The 16,691-nt window shown below is 73.2% G+C and carries 2 protein-coding genes; both read right to left on the bottom strand.

The window, feature by feature from the left end; all coding sequences use genetic code 11:
* Complete coding sequence (locus C1N81_RS01725) at positions 1–8,868, bottom strand: non-ribosomal peptide synthetase (RefSeq protein WP_394425974.1); 8,868 nt, start codon at positions 8,866–8,868, stop codon at positions 1–3.
* Positions 8,869–8,879: 11 nt separating this feature from the next.
* The gene (locus C1N81_RS01720) at positions 8,880–16,658 is read right to left on the bottom strand and encodes an amino acid adenylation domain-containing protein (RefSeq protein ID WP_394425972.1); all 7,779 of its coding nucleotides are present in this window, start codon (positions 16,656–16,658) and stop codon (positions 8,880–8,882) included.
* Between the last annotated feature and the right edge of the window lie 33 nt (positions 16,659–16,691).

Below are 16,691 nucleotides of genomic sequence, written 5' to 3'. Positions count from 1 at the left end.
TCACTCCTCTACAAACATCTTGCGCAAACCGGGACGACGGGGAGCGGCCAGTTCCTCTGTCCACGCGGCGAGCGCGGCCACCGTCGGAAGGTCGAAGATCTTGCGGATGGGTATCTCGACGCCCATCTCGGCGCGGGCCCGGCTGATCAGCCGGGTGGCGAGCAGGGAGTGCCCGCCGAGCTCGAAGAACCCGTCGTCGGCGCCGACCCGGTCCACGCCGAGCACCTCGGCGAAGAGCGCGGCCAGGCCCTTCTCGCGGGCGGTGCCGGGCTCCCGGTAGGCGGCGCCGGTGTACTCCGGCTCGGGCAGGGCGGCCCGGTCCAGCTTGCCGTTGGGGGCGAGCGGGAGCCGGTCCAGGGCCACGAAGGCGGACGGCACCATGTACTCCGGGAGCCGTTCGGCGACGAAGGCCTGCAGCTCCCTGGTGGCCGGGGCGGCCGAGCCGTCGCCGGTGGCCACCGTGTAGGCGACGAGCAGCTTTCCGGTGCTGTCGCCGCGTCCGTCGCGGGCGATGACGGTGGCCTGCGCGATGCCGGGGTGCGCGGTGAGCGCGGCCTCGACCTCGGCGGGCTCGATGCGGAAGCCGCGCACCTTCACCTGGGCGTCGCCGCGGCCCGCGTACTCCAGTTGTCCTTCGGCGTTGACGCGGGCCAGGTCGCCGGTGCGGTACATGCGGGCGCCCGCCGGGCCGAACGGGTCGGCGAGGAAGCGCTCGGCGGTCAGTGCGGTGCGGCCGTGGTAGCCGCGGCCGACGCTGCCGCCGACGTACAGGTCGCCGACGGCGCCGGGCGGCACGGGGGCGAGGCCGGGGCCGAGGACGTAGGCCCGCATGTTGCCGAGCGGGGTGCCGACGGGCGCGCTGCCCGCCGTGTCGCCCGGCGCGGCGGTGACGGCGCAGGTGGTGGCGTAGAACGACTCGCTCTGCCCGTAGGCGTTGACGACCCGGGTGCCGGGGAGCGCCTCGCGGACCTTCGCGACCAGGGCCGCGGGCAGCGCCTCACCGGCGAAGACGAGCGTCTCCACGTCGGTGCGTCCGGCGATCTCGTCGACGAGTTCGGCGAAGGCGGACGGGACGGTCGAGATGACGGCGCCGCTCCAGCCCTCCTTCCGCTCGCCGAGGACCAGGACGTCCCGGACCAGTTCGACGACGCCGCCGACCGCGAGGGCCGTGAAGATCTCGAACACGGAGACGTCGAAGTTGACGGAGGTGCCCGCGAGGATCCGCTTGCCGGGCGCCATGCCGACGCGGTCGGCGAGCCGCAGCACGCCGTTGACCACGTTGGCGTGGGTGATGGCGACGCCCTTGGGCCGGCCCGTGGAGCCGGAGGTGTACATCACGTACGCCAACTGCTGGGCCCGGGACGGGAGTTCAAGCGCCGGTCCGTCGCCCTCGGACAGGTCGAGCGTGTCGAGGAGGAGGTCCGGGGCGTCGTGCCCGGGCAGCGTCTTGGCCGTCGCCGTGTCCGTCAGGACCAGGCGCGGCGCCGCCTCGCCGAGGATCGCCGCCAGACGGTGTCCGGGGTACTTCGGGTCGACGGGCAGATAGGCGCCGCCCGCCTTCAGGACCGCGAGCAGGGCGACCACCAGGTCCGCGGTGCGCGGCAGGGACACCGCGACCAGCGACTCGGGGCCGACCCCGCGCCCGGCCAGCTCCCGCGCGAGCCGGTCGGCCCGGGCGGTCAGCTCGCGGTAGGTGAGCGAGACGCCGTCGGCGACCACGGCGATCTCGTCCGGGGTCCGTGCCGCCTGCGCCTCGACGAGGCCGGGGACCGTGACGTCCGGCGTCGGGGCGTCCGTGTCGTTGAGCGTGACGAGCAGGCGCTCGCGTTCGGCCGGCTCCAGGACGTCGAGCGCGGCGACCTTGCGGCCGGGCGCGTCGGCCAGCTGCTCCAGGACGCGGAGCAGCCGGGCCGCGTACGCCTCGACGGTGGCCTGGTCGAACACGCCGTGCGCGTACTGGAGGATGAACTGGAGGTGCGGCTCGACCGCCGCCATCAGGCCCAGCGGGTAGTGGGTGCCGTTGGAGGGGCGCAGGCCGGTGAAGGCGACGCCGTCGGCGGCCTCGGTCGCGGCGCTGATGCCCTCCTCGTCGACCGGGTAGGACTCGAAGACGACCAGGGTGTCGAAGAGGGACGGCAGCCCGGCGGCCTGCTGGATCTCGGCGAGCCCGTGGTGATGGTGGTCCATCAGGGCGGCCTGGCGCTCCTGCAGCCGGGTCAGGACCTCGGCGAAGGTGTCGCCGGGGGCGTACGCGACGCGGACGGGCAGGGTGTTGATGAACATCCCGACCATCGTCTCGACGTCCGCGACGGCGGGCGGGCGGCCGGAGACGGTGGCTCCGAACAGCAGGTCGCGGCGGCCGGTGAGCTGACCGAGCAGCAGACCCCAGGCGCCCTGGACGATGGTGTTGACGGTGACGCCCAGTTCGGCGGCGCGCCGGTCGAGCCGGGCCGACACCTCGGCGGACGGGGCGAACTCGACCTGTCCGAGGCCGTCGTCGGTGTGCTGGGAGCCGGGGGCGAGCAGCGTCGGCTCCTCGACCCCCTCGATCTCGGCCGCCCAGGCGCGGGCCGCCTCCGCCTCGTCCTGCCGTGCCCGCCAGGCCAGGAAGTCCCCGTAGCTGCGGGTGGGCCGCAGGCCCGACGGGTCGCCGTGGGCCGCGTACAGGAGCAGCAGGTCCTGCATGAGCAGGGGGATGGACCAGCCGTCGAAGAGGATGTGGTGGGCGGTGACGACGAGTTCGGCGCGGCCGGGTTCGAGCACGGCCAGGGCGAGCCGCATGAGCGGCGGGGCGGCCATGTCGAAGTGCTCGGCCCGGTCCTGGGTGAGGAACTCCTCGAACGTCGCGCTCGCCTCGGCCTGTTCGGCGGCGGTCAGGTCGAGGTGGCGCCAGGGCAGGGTCACCCCGTGCGCGGGCACGACCTGGACGATGTCGCCGTCGGCCTGGGCGGTGAAGGCGGCGCGGAGGTTGGTGTAGCGCTCGATGAGCGCCTGCCCGGCCCGGTGCATCCGCTCGGGGTCGACGTCGCCGGAGAGGTGGAAGACCAGCTGCATGTGGTAGGCGTCGAACGACGAGCCGGCCATCTGGGTGTGGAAGTGGATGCCGGACTGGGCCGGGGTCGTCGGCCAGATCTCGGCGAGGGCGCCGTAGCGGGCCTCCCAGCCGTCTATGGCGTCCTGGCCGACGTCGACGAGGGGGGCGTCCGACGGGGTCAGGCCCCCGGCGTCGTCCGTCCCGGCGTACCGCGCGAGCGCGGTCAGGGCCCGCACCCACAGGCCGGCCAGTTCGGTGACCTCGGCGCGGGAGAGGACGCCGGTCGGGAAGCCGAAGTAGGCGGTCAGTTCGTCGCCGTCGCCGGTGTCGGTGGCGACCGCGTTGATCTCCAGGGCGGAGAGGACCGGCATGTCGGCGTCCGGGGCGGCGATCAGGTCCCGGTAGGTGCTGTCCGGGGTCCAGCCCGCGCCGTCCTGTGCGGCGGGGGCGGCGGAGGTGCGGCCCAGGTAGTTGAAGCCGATCTGGGGTTCGCGTGCGGCGGCCAGGGCGGCGCCGGTCGCGGCGTTGAGGTGGCGCAGCACGCCGTAGCCGATGCCGTTGTCGGGCACCGCGCGCAGTTGTTCCTTGACGGCCTTGAGGGCGCGGCCCGCGGCGGCGCCGCCGTCGAGCGCGTCGGCCACGTCGACGCCGGTCAGGTCGAGGCGGACCGGGAACACCGAGGTGAACCAGCCGACGGTGCCCGACAGGTCGGCGCCGGGCACCACGTGCTCCTCGCGGCCGTGGCCCTCCATGCGCACGAGCGCCGAGGAGCCGGACTCGCCGCGGCTGCGGCGCCAGGCGGTGAGGGCGAGGGCGAGCGCGGCGAGCAGGCCGTCGTCGACGCGGCCGCGGAAGACCGCGGGCACGTGGGTCAGGAGGGTCCGGGTGACGTCCGCGGGGAGCTGGACGCGCACGGTGTCGACGGTGGCGGCGACATCCTGGGTGCGGTCCAGTGCGCGGGCGCCGAGCACGGGCTCGTCGCCGCTGAGGATCTCCTGCCAGACCGGCAGTTGTGCCGCGGTCTTCTCCTCGTCGGCCGCGAGGTCGACCAGGGCGTGCGCCCAGCGGCGCAGGGAGGTGCCCTTCACGGGTTGCGGCGCGCTGCCCTCGCGGACCCGCTGCCAGGCGGCGGCCAGGTCCGGGACGAGGATCCGCCAGGACACCCCGTCGACGACGAGGTGGTGCAGGACGATCAGCAGCCGGTCGGCGTCGGTGTCGGTGTCGGAGGTGAACCGGACGAACTGGGCCATCACTCCGGCGTCCGGGTCGAGCCGGCCCGCGGCGGCGTCCAGTTCGGCGTGCGCGTCGGCGCCGTCGAGGGGCACCTCGCGCAGGAGGTCGGCGGGGTCGACGCTGCCGGGCGGCGCGATCACAAGTCCGGGCTCGTCCCGGTCGAGCCGGGAGCGCAGCACGTCGTGCCGGTCGAGGAGGTCGCTCAGCGTGGCGAGCAGCCCCGTACGGTCGATGTCGCCCGGCAGGGTCAGCATCCCGGACATGGAGAACCGGCCGATGCCGCCGCCGAGCCCGAGGACGTGGGCGGCCATGGGGGGCAGCGGGGCGCGGCCGACGCCGCCGCCGGGCAGCTCGGCCAGGGTGACGCGGGTGTCGTCGCGGCCCTCGACGAGTTCGGCGAGGCGGGCGACGGTGCGGTGCTCGAAGACCTCCCGCGTGCTGACGGCCATGCCGAGCGCCCTGGCGCGGGCGACGACCTGGATGGAGCGGATGCTGTCGCCGCCGGTCGTGAAGAAGTCGTCGTCGATGCCGACGGTCCGCAGGCCGAGCACCTCGGCGAAGAGCGCGCAGAACGACTCCTCGATCCGGTTGCGCGGCGCGCGTCCGGTCGAGGCCTGCGCGTAGTCCGGCGGCGGCAGCACCCGCCGGTTCAGCTTGCCGCTCGGGGTCAGCGGGATCTCCGAGAGCGGCACGAGCGCGGCGGGCACCATGTAGCCGGGGAGCCGCTCGGTGAGGTAGTCGGGGAGTCCGGCGAGCAGCGGGCCGATCGCCTTGGCGAGGGCCGGGGTGTTGGGCCGGGCCCGCCGCCCCGCCTCGGTGGTGACGAAGGTGCCGGTGAGGGCGGCCCCGGCGGGCAGCTCGGGCAGCAGCAGCGCGTCGTAGCAGCGCGGGTCCTCGCCGGACAGGGTGAGGACCGCCTCCAGGCCGTGGGCGCGGGCCCACTCGGTGAGGTCCTGCGGGTCGACGGCCTCGCCGGGCAGCGCCGTCGGGTCGAGGAGTCCGGCGGCGACCGCCACGGCGGCCTCCTCGGCGAGGCGGGTGGAGGGGATGCCGGTGACGCGCACGGGCCCGTCCCCGGTCCGCGCCGCCAGGTCGGCGGGGGCGGCGAGCTGGCCGCCCCACGGCACCTCGGGCAGGCCGCTGAGGTCGAGCACGTCGGCGGGCGCCTTGTGCAGGACGACCTCGTAGCGGTGCCGGGTCAGTTCGTTGTGCGCCCCGCCGGGCTTGAGGCGGATGTCGACGGCGACGGAGTGCCGGGCCGCCCAGTCGGCGAACCACTCGGGCGGGACGACGAGTTCGCGCTCGGCGAGCAGTTCCTTCTCCACGAACGTGCGCAGCTCGTCGTGGGACGCGTGCGGGTGGGCGGCGCGCTGCACGGCGGTGAGCAGGACGCGCAGCGTCGAGGCGTTGCGGACGTCGCCGACGATCATCCGGCCGCCGGGTTCGAGCAGCTCCATCGTCTGGCACAGCACGTGGTCGAGGTACTCGGCGCTCGGGAAGTACTGGGCGACGGAGTTCAGGACCACCGTGTCGAAGTGGCCCTTGGGCAGGTCGGCCAGTTCGTCGGCGGTACGGGCGCTGAGGTGGACCCGGTCGCCGAACCCGAACCGTTCGGCCTGGGCGGTGACGCGCTCCACGACGGGGGCCGAGATGTCGGTGCCCCAGTACTCCTCGACCTCCCCGACGATCTTGGCGAGGAGGAGGCCGGAGCCGACGCCGATGTCGAGGACGCGCCGGGGCGCGTGGCGCAGCACCTGGGCGACGGCCGCGTCCCGCCACTGCCGCATCTGCTCGACGGGGATCGGTTCGCCGTCGTACGACGACGTCCACATCTGGAAGTCCTCGCCCCACGCCTCGTCCTCGGAGGCCCGGTAGCTGTCGTCGTAGAGTTCGCGCCAGTCGTCCTGCTGGTCGTCGGCGTCCTCGACGGCGGCATGGGGGTCCGGGACGACGTAGCCGACGAGGCGCTTGCCGCCCTCGCTGTCCTCGCGGACGACCACGGTGGCCTGGGCCACGCCGGGGTGGTCGGTGAGGGCCTGCTCGATCTCGGCGAGTTCGATGCGGAAACCGCGGACCTTGACCTGGAAGTCGGTCCGCCCGATGTACTCCACCTGCCCGTCGCGCGACCAGCGCACCAAGTCACCCGTGCGATACATCCGCGCACCCGGCCCGCCGAACGGGCAGGCCACGAACCGGCCCGCCGTCAGCGCGGTCTGGCCGAGGTAGCCGCGGGCCAGCCCCGCGCCCGCGAGATACAGCTCACCCGCGACACCAGGTGCCACCGGCTTGAGCGCCGCGTCCAGGACATACACCTGGGTGTTCCACACCGGCGCCCCGATCGGCACCCGCTCCGCCCCCGGCTTGTGCCGGTAGGCGGTCACCTCCACCGACGCCTCCGTCGGCCCGTAGAGGTTGAACACCCCACACCCCGGCAGCACCTCGGCCACCTTGTTCGCCAGCGCCGGCGGGAACGCCTCCCCCGCCACCTCGATCCACCGCAGGCTCGTGCACTCCTTCGCCCCCGGCTCCGAGACGAACACCTCCAGCAACGAGGGCACGAAGTCCGCCCCCGTCACCCCCTCACGCCGGATCAACTCCGCCAGATACGCCGGATCCCGCCGCCCGTCCGGACGCGCGATCACCACCCGCGCACCCACCTGCAACGCCGCGAACAACTCCGGCACCGACACATCGAAACTCGCCGTCGTGCTCAGCAGCACCCGATCCTCCGGGCCCACCTCGAAATAACCGAGCCCCCAGGCCAGCCGGTTCATGATCGAACGGTGCGCCACCTGCACACCCTTCGGCCCACCCGTCGAACCCGACGTGAAGATCACATACGCCGCATGATCAGGCGACAGCTCCCGCACCGGGTTCGACTCCGGGTACGACGACACATCCGGCAACACCTCATCCAGCACCAGCAGCGGCTGCGCCACATCCAGCACATGCCGCACCCGGTCCGCCGGCAGCTCCGGGTCCACCGGCACATACGCCGCACCCGACTTCACCACCGCGTAGATCGCGACCAGCAGATCCACGGAGCGCGGAATCCGCACCGCGACCAGCCGCTCCGGACCCGCACCCTGCTCGATCAGCCAGTGCGCCAGCCGGTTCGCCCGCGCGTTCAGCTCCGCATACGTCAGCGACTCCGACTCACCCACCAACGCCACCGCACCCGGCGACCGCTCCACCTGCGCCTCAAACGCACCCGGCAACGTCCCCGCCGCCACCTCACGCGCCGTCGCGTTCCAGTCGGCGAGGAGCAGCCGGCGCTCGGCGGTGTCGAGCACGTCGACGTCGCCGAGGCGCACCCCGGGGTCGGCTGCGACCTGCTCCAGGATGCGGACGAGACGGTCGACGACGGCGACGGCCGTGGAGTGGTCGAAGAGGTCCGCCGCGTACTCGAGGCGCCCGTGGGCGCGGCCCGTGGCGTCGGGGACGATGTTGAAGAAGAGGTCGAACTTGGCGGTGTCGGTGCCCGCCGGGACGGGGGTGACCTCCAGGCCCGGCATCTCGATGTCCGGCCACACGAACTGCCAGGCGAGCATCACCTGGAACAGTGGCGGGTACGAGGTGGAGCGCTCCAGGTTGAGCAGTTCGACGAGCCGCTCGAAGGGGACGTCCTGGTTGTCGTAGGCGGCGAGGGCCTTGTCCCGGACCTGTTCGACGGTGTCGCCGAACGACGGGTTCTTCGACAGGTCGGCACGGAGCACCCAGGTGTTGACGAAGAAGCCGACCAGGTCGTTCAGGGCCTCGTCGGTGCGTCCGGCGATCGGGCTGCCGATCGTGACGTCCTCGCCCGCGCCCAGCTTGTTCAGGAGGACGGCGAGGGCGGCCTGGGCGACCATCGGGGCGGTGGCGCCGCGGTCGGCGGCGATTTTTCCGAGCCGGGAGACGAGGTCGGAGTCGAGCAGGAACTCGACGTGGCCACCGCGGTGTCCGACGACCGTGGGCCGGGGCCGGTCCAGCGGGAGCTGCACCGGCTGCGGCACCTCGTCCAGTTCCCTGCGCCAGTACGCGATCTGCGGGGCGGCGACGCTCTCGCGGTCGCCGTCCTCGCCGAGGAGCTGGCGCTGCCACAGCGTGTAGTCCTTGTACTGGACCGGCAGCGGCGTCCACTGCGGCGCGTTCTTGTCGTGGCGGGCCGTGTAGGCGGCGACCAGGTCCTTGAGGAACGGGGCCATGGAGGAGCCGTCGGCGGCGATGTGGTGGAACACGAACGCCAGGACGTGTTCGCGCTCCGAGAGCCGGAACACCGTTGTGCGCAGGGGGAGTTCGGTCTCCAGGTCGAAGCCCAGGACCAGTTCCTCGTGCAGTACGGCGTCCAGGGCGTCCGGATCGACGTCGACGACCCTGAACGGCAGGACCGCCTCGTCGGAGGGGAGGACCCGCTGCTCCGGTGTGCCGTCCGCGTTCTCGACGACCAGGGTGCGCAGGCTGTCGTGCCGGTCGGCGACGTCGGTGATCGCGGCGGCCAGGGCGGCGGTGTCGAGCGCCCCGTCCAGGCGCAGCACGAACGGGATGTTGTACGTCGCGGACGGCCCTTCCAGGCGGTGCAGGAACCACATCCGCCGCTGGGCGAAGGACAAGGGGATCATCGACGCTTCTCCTAAACGGTCGTCTGGCCCAGCTGGGGACGCAGCCGGGGGCGGTTCGACGTGGCCAGTTCCTTTATCTGCGCCGCCAGTTGGGCGACGGTCGGATGACGGAAGACCGTGGTGACTTTCACGTCGACGTGAAGCTCATTGCGTATCCGGCCGGTCAGCCGGGTGGCCAGCAGGGAGTGCCCGCCGCGGTCGAAGAAGTCGGCGTCGATGCCGATCTCCGCGACGCCGAGCAGGTCGGCGAAGAGCCGGCAGAGGACTTCCTCGGTGCGGTCGCGCGGTCCGCGTCCGGTCTCCACCTCGGTGTGGTCCGGTGCGGGCAGCGCCTTGCGGTCGAGCTTTCCGCTGGTCGTCGTCGGGAGTTCGGCGAGCGGCACGATCGCGGTGGGGACCATGTACTCGGGCAGGTGGCCGCGTACGTGGTCGGTCAGGGCGGTGAGGTCGAGCGCGGCCTCCGGCTTGCCGCCGGCGGGTACGACGTAGGCGACGATGCGCTGGTCGTCGGCCTGGTCCTCGCGGACGACGACGACGGCGGTGTCGACGTCCTGATGGCCGGTGAGGGCCTGCTCGATCTCGCCGAGTTCGATGCGGAAACCGCGGACCTTGACCTGGAAGTCGGTCCGCCCGATGTACTCCACCTGCCCGTCGTGGGACCAGCGCACCAAGTCACCCGTGCGATACATCCGCGCGCCCGGGGCCCCGAACGGGCAGGCCACGAACCGGCCCGCCGTCAAAGCCGTCTGGCCGAGATAGCCGCGGGCCAGCCCGGCACCCGCGAGATACAGCTCGCCCGCGACACCCGGCGCCACCGGCTTGAGCGCCGCGTCCAGGACATACACCTGGGTGTTCCACACCGGTGCCCCGATCGGCACCCGGTCCGCGCCCGGCTTGTGCCGGTAGGCGGTCACCTCCACCGACGCCTCTGTAGGCCCGTAGAGGTTGAACACCCCACACTGCGGCAGCACTTCGGTCACCTTGTTGGCCAGCGCCGGCGGGAACGCCTCGCCCGCCACCTCGATCCACCGCAGGCTCGTGCACTCCTTCGCCCCCGGCTCGGAGACGAACACCTCCAGCAACGAGGGCACGAAGTCCGCCCCCGTCACCCCCTCACGCCGGATCAGCTCCGCCAGATACGCCGGATCACGCCGCCCGTCCGGACGCGCGATCACCACCGCCGCACCCACCTGCAACGCCGCGAACAACTCCGGCACCGACACATCGAAACTCGCCGTCGTCGACAGCAACACCCGATCCTCGGGACCGACCTCGAAATAGCCGAGCCCCCAGGCCAGCCGGTTCATGATCGAACGGTGCGCCACCTGCACACCCTTCGGCCCACCCGTCGAACCCGACGTGAAGATCACATACGCCGCATGATCAGGCGACAGCTCCCGCACCGGGTTCGACTCCGGGTACGACGACACATCCGGCAGAACCTCATCGAGCACGAGCAGCGGCTGCGCCACATCCAGCACATGCCGCACCCGGTCCGCCGGCAGTTCAGGGTCCACCGGCACATACGCCGCACCCGACTTCACCACCGCATAAATGGCCACCAGCAGATCCACGGAGCGCGGAATCCGCACCGCGACCAGCCGCTCCGGACCCGCACCCTGCTCGATCAGCCAGTGCGCCAGCCGGTTCGCCCGCGCATTGAACTCCGCATACGTCAGCGACTCCGACTCACCCACCAACGCCACCGCACCCGGCGACCGCTCCACCTGCGCCTCGAAAGCACCCGGCAACGTTCCCGCCGCCACCTCACGCGCCGTCGCGTTGACACCGTGGACGAGCCAGTCGCGTTCGTCGTCGCCGAGCACGTCGACCGCGCCGACGGGCATGTGCGGGTCTTGCAGGACCTGTTCCAGGACCCGTACGAGGCGGGCGGCGACCATCTCGGCCGCGTCGCGCCGGTAGAGGTTGCGCTGGTAGTCGAGGGAGAGCCGCAGGTAGGGGTCGGAGGAGTTGAGGGTGAGGGGGTAGTGGGAGCCCGCGAAGGGGCGGATGGCGTCGATGGTGAGGCCCGCCGAGTCGTTCGCCTCAATGATGCCTTCGCGGTCGATGGGGTAGTTCTCGAAGACGACGATCGTGTCGAACAGGGACGGCAGGCCGGTGCCGCGCTGGATGTCGGCCAGGCCGTAGTAGTGGTGGTCGAGCAGGCTGATCTGCCGGTTCTGCAGGTTCGTGATGACGTCGCCGAGGCTCTGCTCCGGTCGGCACTCGGCCCTGGTCGGCAGGGTGTTGATGAACAGGCCGACCATTTCGTCCGAGCCCGTCAGGTCGGCGGGGCGGCCGTTGACGGCGGCGCCGAACACCACGTCCTGCTGCCCGGTCAGCTTGGAGAGCAGGACCGCCCAGGCGCCCTGGAGGAGCGTGTTGAGCGTGACGCCGAGTTCGGCGGCGCGCCGCGCGAGTTCGCGGCCCTGGTCGATGCTGAACGGCACCTCGACGCGGCCGAGCGAGGTCGCGTCGCCCTCGGCGACCGCGTCGGCGGCGACGAGGGTCGGCTGGTCGAACCCGTCCAGCTCCTCCTTCCAGCGGGCGGCCGACGCGTCCCGGTCCTGCCGGGACAGCCAGGCCAGGTAGTCGCCGTAGGAGCGCACGGGACCGAGCGCGCCGGCGTCGCCGTACAGCCGGATCAGGTCCGTGATGACCAGCGGGGACGACCAGCCGTCGAAGAGGGTGTGGTGCGCGGTGATGATGAGCTTGGAACGGCGCGGCCCGCAGGTGAGCAGCGCCAGGCGCAGCAGCGGCGGCCGGGCGGGGTCGAGCTGTTCGCCGCGGTCGGCGGCGAGGGCCGCGTCGAGCTCCGCGTCCTGCTCCGCGTCGGTCCGCCCCGTCAGGTCGAGGTGGCGCCAGGGCAGCGTGACGTGTTCGGCGACGACCTGGACGGGCTCGCCGTCGGCGGTGGTGAGGAACGCGGAGCGCAGGTTCGGGTAGCGCTCCAGGAGGGCCTGTCCGGCCGCCCTCATGCGCTCCGGCTCGACGGCGCCGGACAGGTGCAGGACGAACTGCATGTGGTAGACGTCGAAGCTGCCGTCCGCGAGGGCCGCCTGGAACTGGATGCCGGACTGGCCCGGTGCCTGCGGCCACACCTCGGCGAGGCGGCCGTAGCGCTCCTCCCAGGTCTCGATGTCGGCCTGGCCCACGGTGACCAGCGGGGCGTCCGACGGGGTCAGGCCCCCGGCCTTCCCGCTCGCGGCGTGCGCGGCCATGCCGTTGATGACCTCGACCCACGACTCGGCCAGCTCGGCCGCCTGTTCGCGGGTGAGGACTCCGGTCGGGAACATGAAGGCGGCCTGGAGGCGGGCGCCGTCGGGGGTGTCGGTGACGACCGAGTTGACCTCCAGGGCGGAGAGCGCGGGGAGGTCGGGGTCGGGCTCGGCGATGAGTTCGGCGGACCACGCCGAGGGGCCCCAGCCGTCGGTGCGCAGGTGCTCGGGCACGTCGCTGTCGGTGATCCGGCCGAGGTAGTTGAAGCCGATCTGCGGTGCGGCGAGGTCGTCGAGCTGCTCGGCGGTCTCGGGGTTGAGGTGGCGCAGGAGCCCGTAGCCGAGGCCCTTGCCGGGGACGGCGCGCAGTTGTTCCTTGACGCGCTTGACGGCCTGTGCGGCGGCGGGGCCGCCGGTGAGCACGCCGGCCGTGTCCACGCCGGAGACGTCGACGCGGGCCGGGTACATCGTCGTGAACCATCCGACGGTGCGCGACAGGTCGGCGCCGGGGACGGCCTCCTCCTCGCGGCCGTGTCCTTCGAGGCGGACGAGGGTGGACTCGTCGGTGCCGCGCCAGCGGTTGACCGCGAGGGCGAGGGCGGCGAGGAGGACGTCGGTGCCGGTGGCGCGGAACGCGGCGGGCAGCTCGGTGAGGACGGCCTCGGTGACGTCGGCGGGCAGCTGCACCCGGACGCTCTCGACGGTGGACCACACGTCGGCGGACGGGTCGAACGCGCGGGCCCCGAGCGGCGGGTTGGGGCCTTCGAGGACCTCGCGCCAGTGGTCGAGTTCGGCCTCCCGCTCCTCGCTGAACGCCTCGTCCTGGAGCGCGGCGGCCCAGCGGCGGGCGGAGGTGCCGATGGCGGGCAGCTCGGGGGCGCGGCCGTCGCGGACGTCCTGCCAGGCCTCGGCGAGGTCGGACATCAGGATGCGCCAGGAGACGCCGTCGACCACGAGGTGGTGCAGGACCACGAGGAGGCGGCCCGGCCCGGACGGCGGGGCGAACCAGACGAAGTCCGCCATCGTCCCGGCCTCCGGGTCGAGCCGGCCGACCGCGTCGTACAGCTCGGCCTTGGCCGCGGCGAGCGCGGCGGGCTCGTCCCAGTCGCCGTCGCAGTCGACCCGGCGGAGCAGTCCGGCCGCCCGTACGGTGCCGGGCGCGGCGGCGACGAGGACGGGTTCGTCGCCGCGGACGAGGCGGGAGCGGAGCAGGTCGTGGGTGTCGAGGACGGCGTCGAGCGTCGCGGCGAGGCGGTCCGCGTCGACGGACGCGGGCAGTTCGAGCACCATCGACATGGCGAAACGATTCGTCCCCCCGCCGTGCCCGAACACCTCACGGGCGACGGGCTGCAGCGGCAGCGGGCCGACGCCGCCGCCCTCCAGCTCGGCGAGGACCGGGGTGCGGCCCTGCCGGGCGGCGGCCGCCTCGGCGAGCCGCGCGGCCGTGCGGCACTCGAAGATCTCGCGCGTGGACAGTTCGAGACCGCGGGCGCGGGCGCGGGCCACCACCTGGATGGAGCGCAGGCTGTCGCCGCCGACCGCGAAGAAGTCGTCGTCGATGCCGACCCGGTCGACGCCGAGGACGTCCGCGTAGGCGGCGGTGATGATCTGCTCGGCCTCGGTGCGCGGCTGCCGGTACGTCTCGCCCAGGAACTCCGGCTCGGGCAGGGCCGCGCGGTCGAGCTTGCCGGTCGGGCCGAGCGGCAGGCGGCCGAGGGCCACGAACGCGGAGGGGACCATGTAGTCGGGAAGGCGCGCCGCGACGAAGGTGCGCAGCTCGGCGGCGGACGCCCCGGCGAGCACGTCGACGTCGCCGATGCCGCCCGCGCCGTCGTCGCCGACGCCGCCCTCGCCGGTGTGCACGACGTAGGCGACGAGCCGCTTGCCGCCCGCGGGCACCTCGCGGCTGATGACGACGGCCTCGCTGATGCCGGGGTGCGCGGTGATCGCGGACTCGACCTCGGCGGTCTCGATGCGGAAGCCGCGCACCTTGACCTGGCCGTCGCCGCGGCCGACGCACTCAAGCTCCCCGTCGGCGTTCCAGCGGGCGAGGTCGCCGGTGCGGTACATGCGCGCGCCGGGGGCGCCGTAGGGGTTCGCGACCCAGCGTTCGGCGGTCAGGCCGGGGCGGCCGTGGTAGCCGCGGCCCAGGCAGGCCCCGGCCACGTACAGCTCGCCGATCACGCCCTGCGGCGCGGGGGCGAGCCCGGGGCCGAGGACGTAGGCGCTCATGCCGCCCAGCGGGGTGCCGATGGGGGCCACGTCGCCGTCGGCCGGGGCGTCGGCCGCGTCGACGGAGAACGTGGTGGCGTAGAAACTCTCGCTCTGCCCGTAGGAGTTGACGATCTGGATGCCGGGCAGCGCCTCGCGGATCTGGCGCACCAGGCGGCCGGGCAGGATGTCGCCGGCGAGGACGACCGAGCGGACCTCCGGCGCCTTGTGCAGGTGCGGCACCAGCTCGGCGAGGACCGAGGGGACGCCGCTGATCACCTGTCCGTCCCAGCTGTCGCGCTCGGCGAGGTCCAGGGCGTTCGCGACGAGTTCGACGGTGCCGCCGGTGGACAGCGTGGTGAGCAGTTCGAAGACGGAGACGTCGAAGTTGACGGAGGTGCCCGCGAGCATCCGCCACCCGGCGGGCGCGTCGAGCACCCGCACCAGTTCCCGTACGCCGTTGACCACGCCGCGGTGGGTGAGCGTGGCACCCTTCGGGCGGCCCGTGGAGCCGGAGGTGAACATCACGTACGCGATGTGGTCCGGGTCGAGCGGGCTCGTCCTGGCCGTGTCGTCGGGGGCGCCCTGGGGCGTGTTCCACCCGGCCCGCTCGTCGACGTCGACGGCCGTGACACCGTCGGCCGAGGGCAGTCGCTGCCAGGTCGCGGCGTCGGTGACCGCGAAGCGCGGGGCCGCCTGCGCGAGGACGCTCTCCGCGCGGCCGGCCAGGTACTGCGGGTCCAACGGCACGTATCCGGCGCCGGACTTGAGGATGCCGAGCAGCCCGGCGACCAGGTCCTCGGTGCGGTCGAGGGCGAGCAGCACCAGGTCCTCGGGGCCCGCGCCGCGCGCGATCAGCTCCCAGGCGACGGCGTTGGCCCGGTCGTCGAGTTCGCGGTAGGTCAGGGTCCGGCCGTCGTGGACCAGGGCAGGGGCGTGCGGGGTCCGCGCCACCTGCCGCTCGAACAGCTCGGGCACGGTCTCCCGGGACGCCGGGGCGGTGGCGTCGAGCGGGGCGATCAGGCGCGCGCGCTCGGTGGCGTCGAGCACGTCGACGGTGCCGATCGTGCGCCCGGCGTCGGTGACGAGCCGCTCCAGGACGCGGACGAAGCGCCGCGCGAGGCCCTCGGCCGTGTCCCGGTCGAACAGGGCGGTGGAGTACTCCAGGCGGCACTGGGCCCCGCCGGAGCGGTCCGGCAGCAGGTCGAAGAAGAGGTCGAACTTGGCGGTGGCCGTCTCCAGGCGCTCGGTGCGCACGCCGAGGCCCGGTATCTCCAGGTCCGGCACGGGCGGCTGCCAGGACAGCATCACCTGGAAGAACGGGTTGTACGCGGTGGAGCGGTCCGGGTTGAGCAGCTCCACGAGCCGCTCGAAGGGCATGTCCTGGTTGTCGTAGGCGGCCAGGGACCGCTCGCGCACCTGGTCGAGCAGGGCGCGGAAGGTCGGGTTGCCGCTCAGGTCGGCGCGCAGCACCCAGGTGTTGACGAAGAAGCCGATGAGGTCGCGCAGCTCCTCGTCGGTGCGGTCCGTGATCGGGGCGCCGATGGGCAGGTCGTCGCCGCAGCCGAGGTGGTGCAGGAGCACGGCGAGCGCCGTGTGCATCACCATCGACACCGTGGCGTCGGCCTCCATGGCGAGCTTCTCCACGGAGCCGAGCAGCGCGGGCTCGATCACGAAGGGGACGCGGTCGCCGCCGGGGCTGAGCACGCGGGGGCGCGGGCGGTCCGTCGGCAGTTGGATCGGCTGCGGCAGGTCGGCCAGCATCTCGCGCCAGTAGGCGAGCTGACGGGCGGCGAGGCTCTCCGGGTCGGACTCGTCGCCGAGCACGTCGAGCTGCCACAGCGTGTAGTCCGCGTACTGGACGGGCAGCGGCTCCCAGGCCGGGGCGGTGCCCTCGCGGCGTGCCGCGTACGCCGTGGTCAGGTCGCGGAAGAGCGGCCCGAAGGACTCGCCGTCCACCGCGATGTGGTGGGCCACGACGACGAGCGTGTGCTCGCCCGGCGCGCTGCGGACGAGGCGGGCGCGGATCGGCAGGTCGGCGGCGAGGTCGAAGATCTCGGTGGCCACCGCGTCGACCGCCGCGGCCCGCTCCTCCTCACCCGTGACCTCGACGAGCCCCAGCTCGAACGGGCGCTGCCCGCAGGCGAGGACCTGCTGGTGCGGGACCCCGTCGTCGCCCTCGACGATCACCGTGCGCAGGGCCTCGTGCCGGTCGACGAGGTCGCGCAGCGCCGCGCGCAGCGCCGGCACGTCAAGGTCTCCGGTCAGCCGCAGGGCGAAGGCGCCGTTGTAGGTCGGCGAAGGGCCTTCGAACCGGTCCACGAACCACAGCCGGCGCTGCGCGAACGACAACGGGATCATTGTGTCTCCAAATCGGCTACCGGAAAGCGGTCG

The sequence above is a fragment of the Streptomyces sp. SGAir0957 genome, assembly GCF_043523415.1.
The sequence above is the reverse complement of the archived record's forward strand: the minus strand, read 5'-3'. Positions and strand labels throughout refer to the sequence as shown.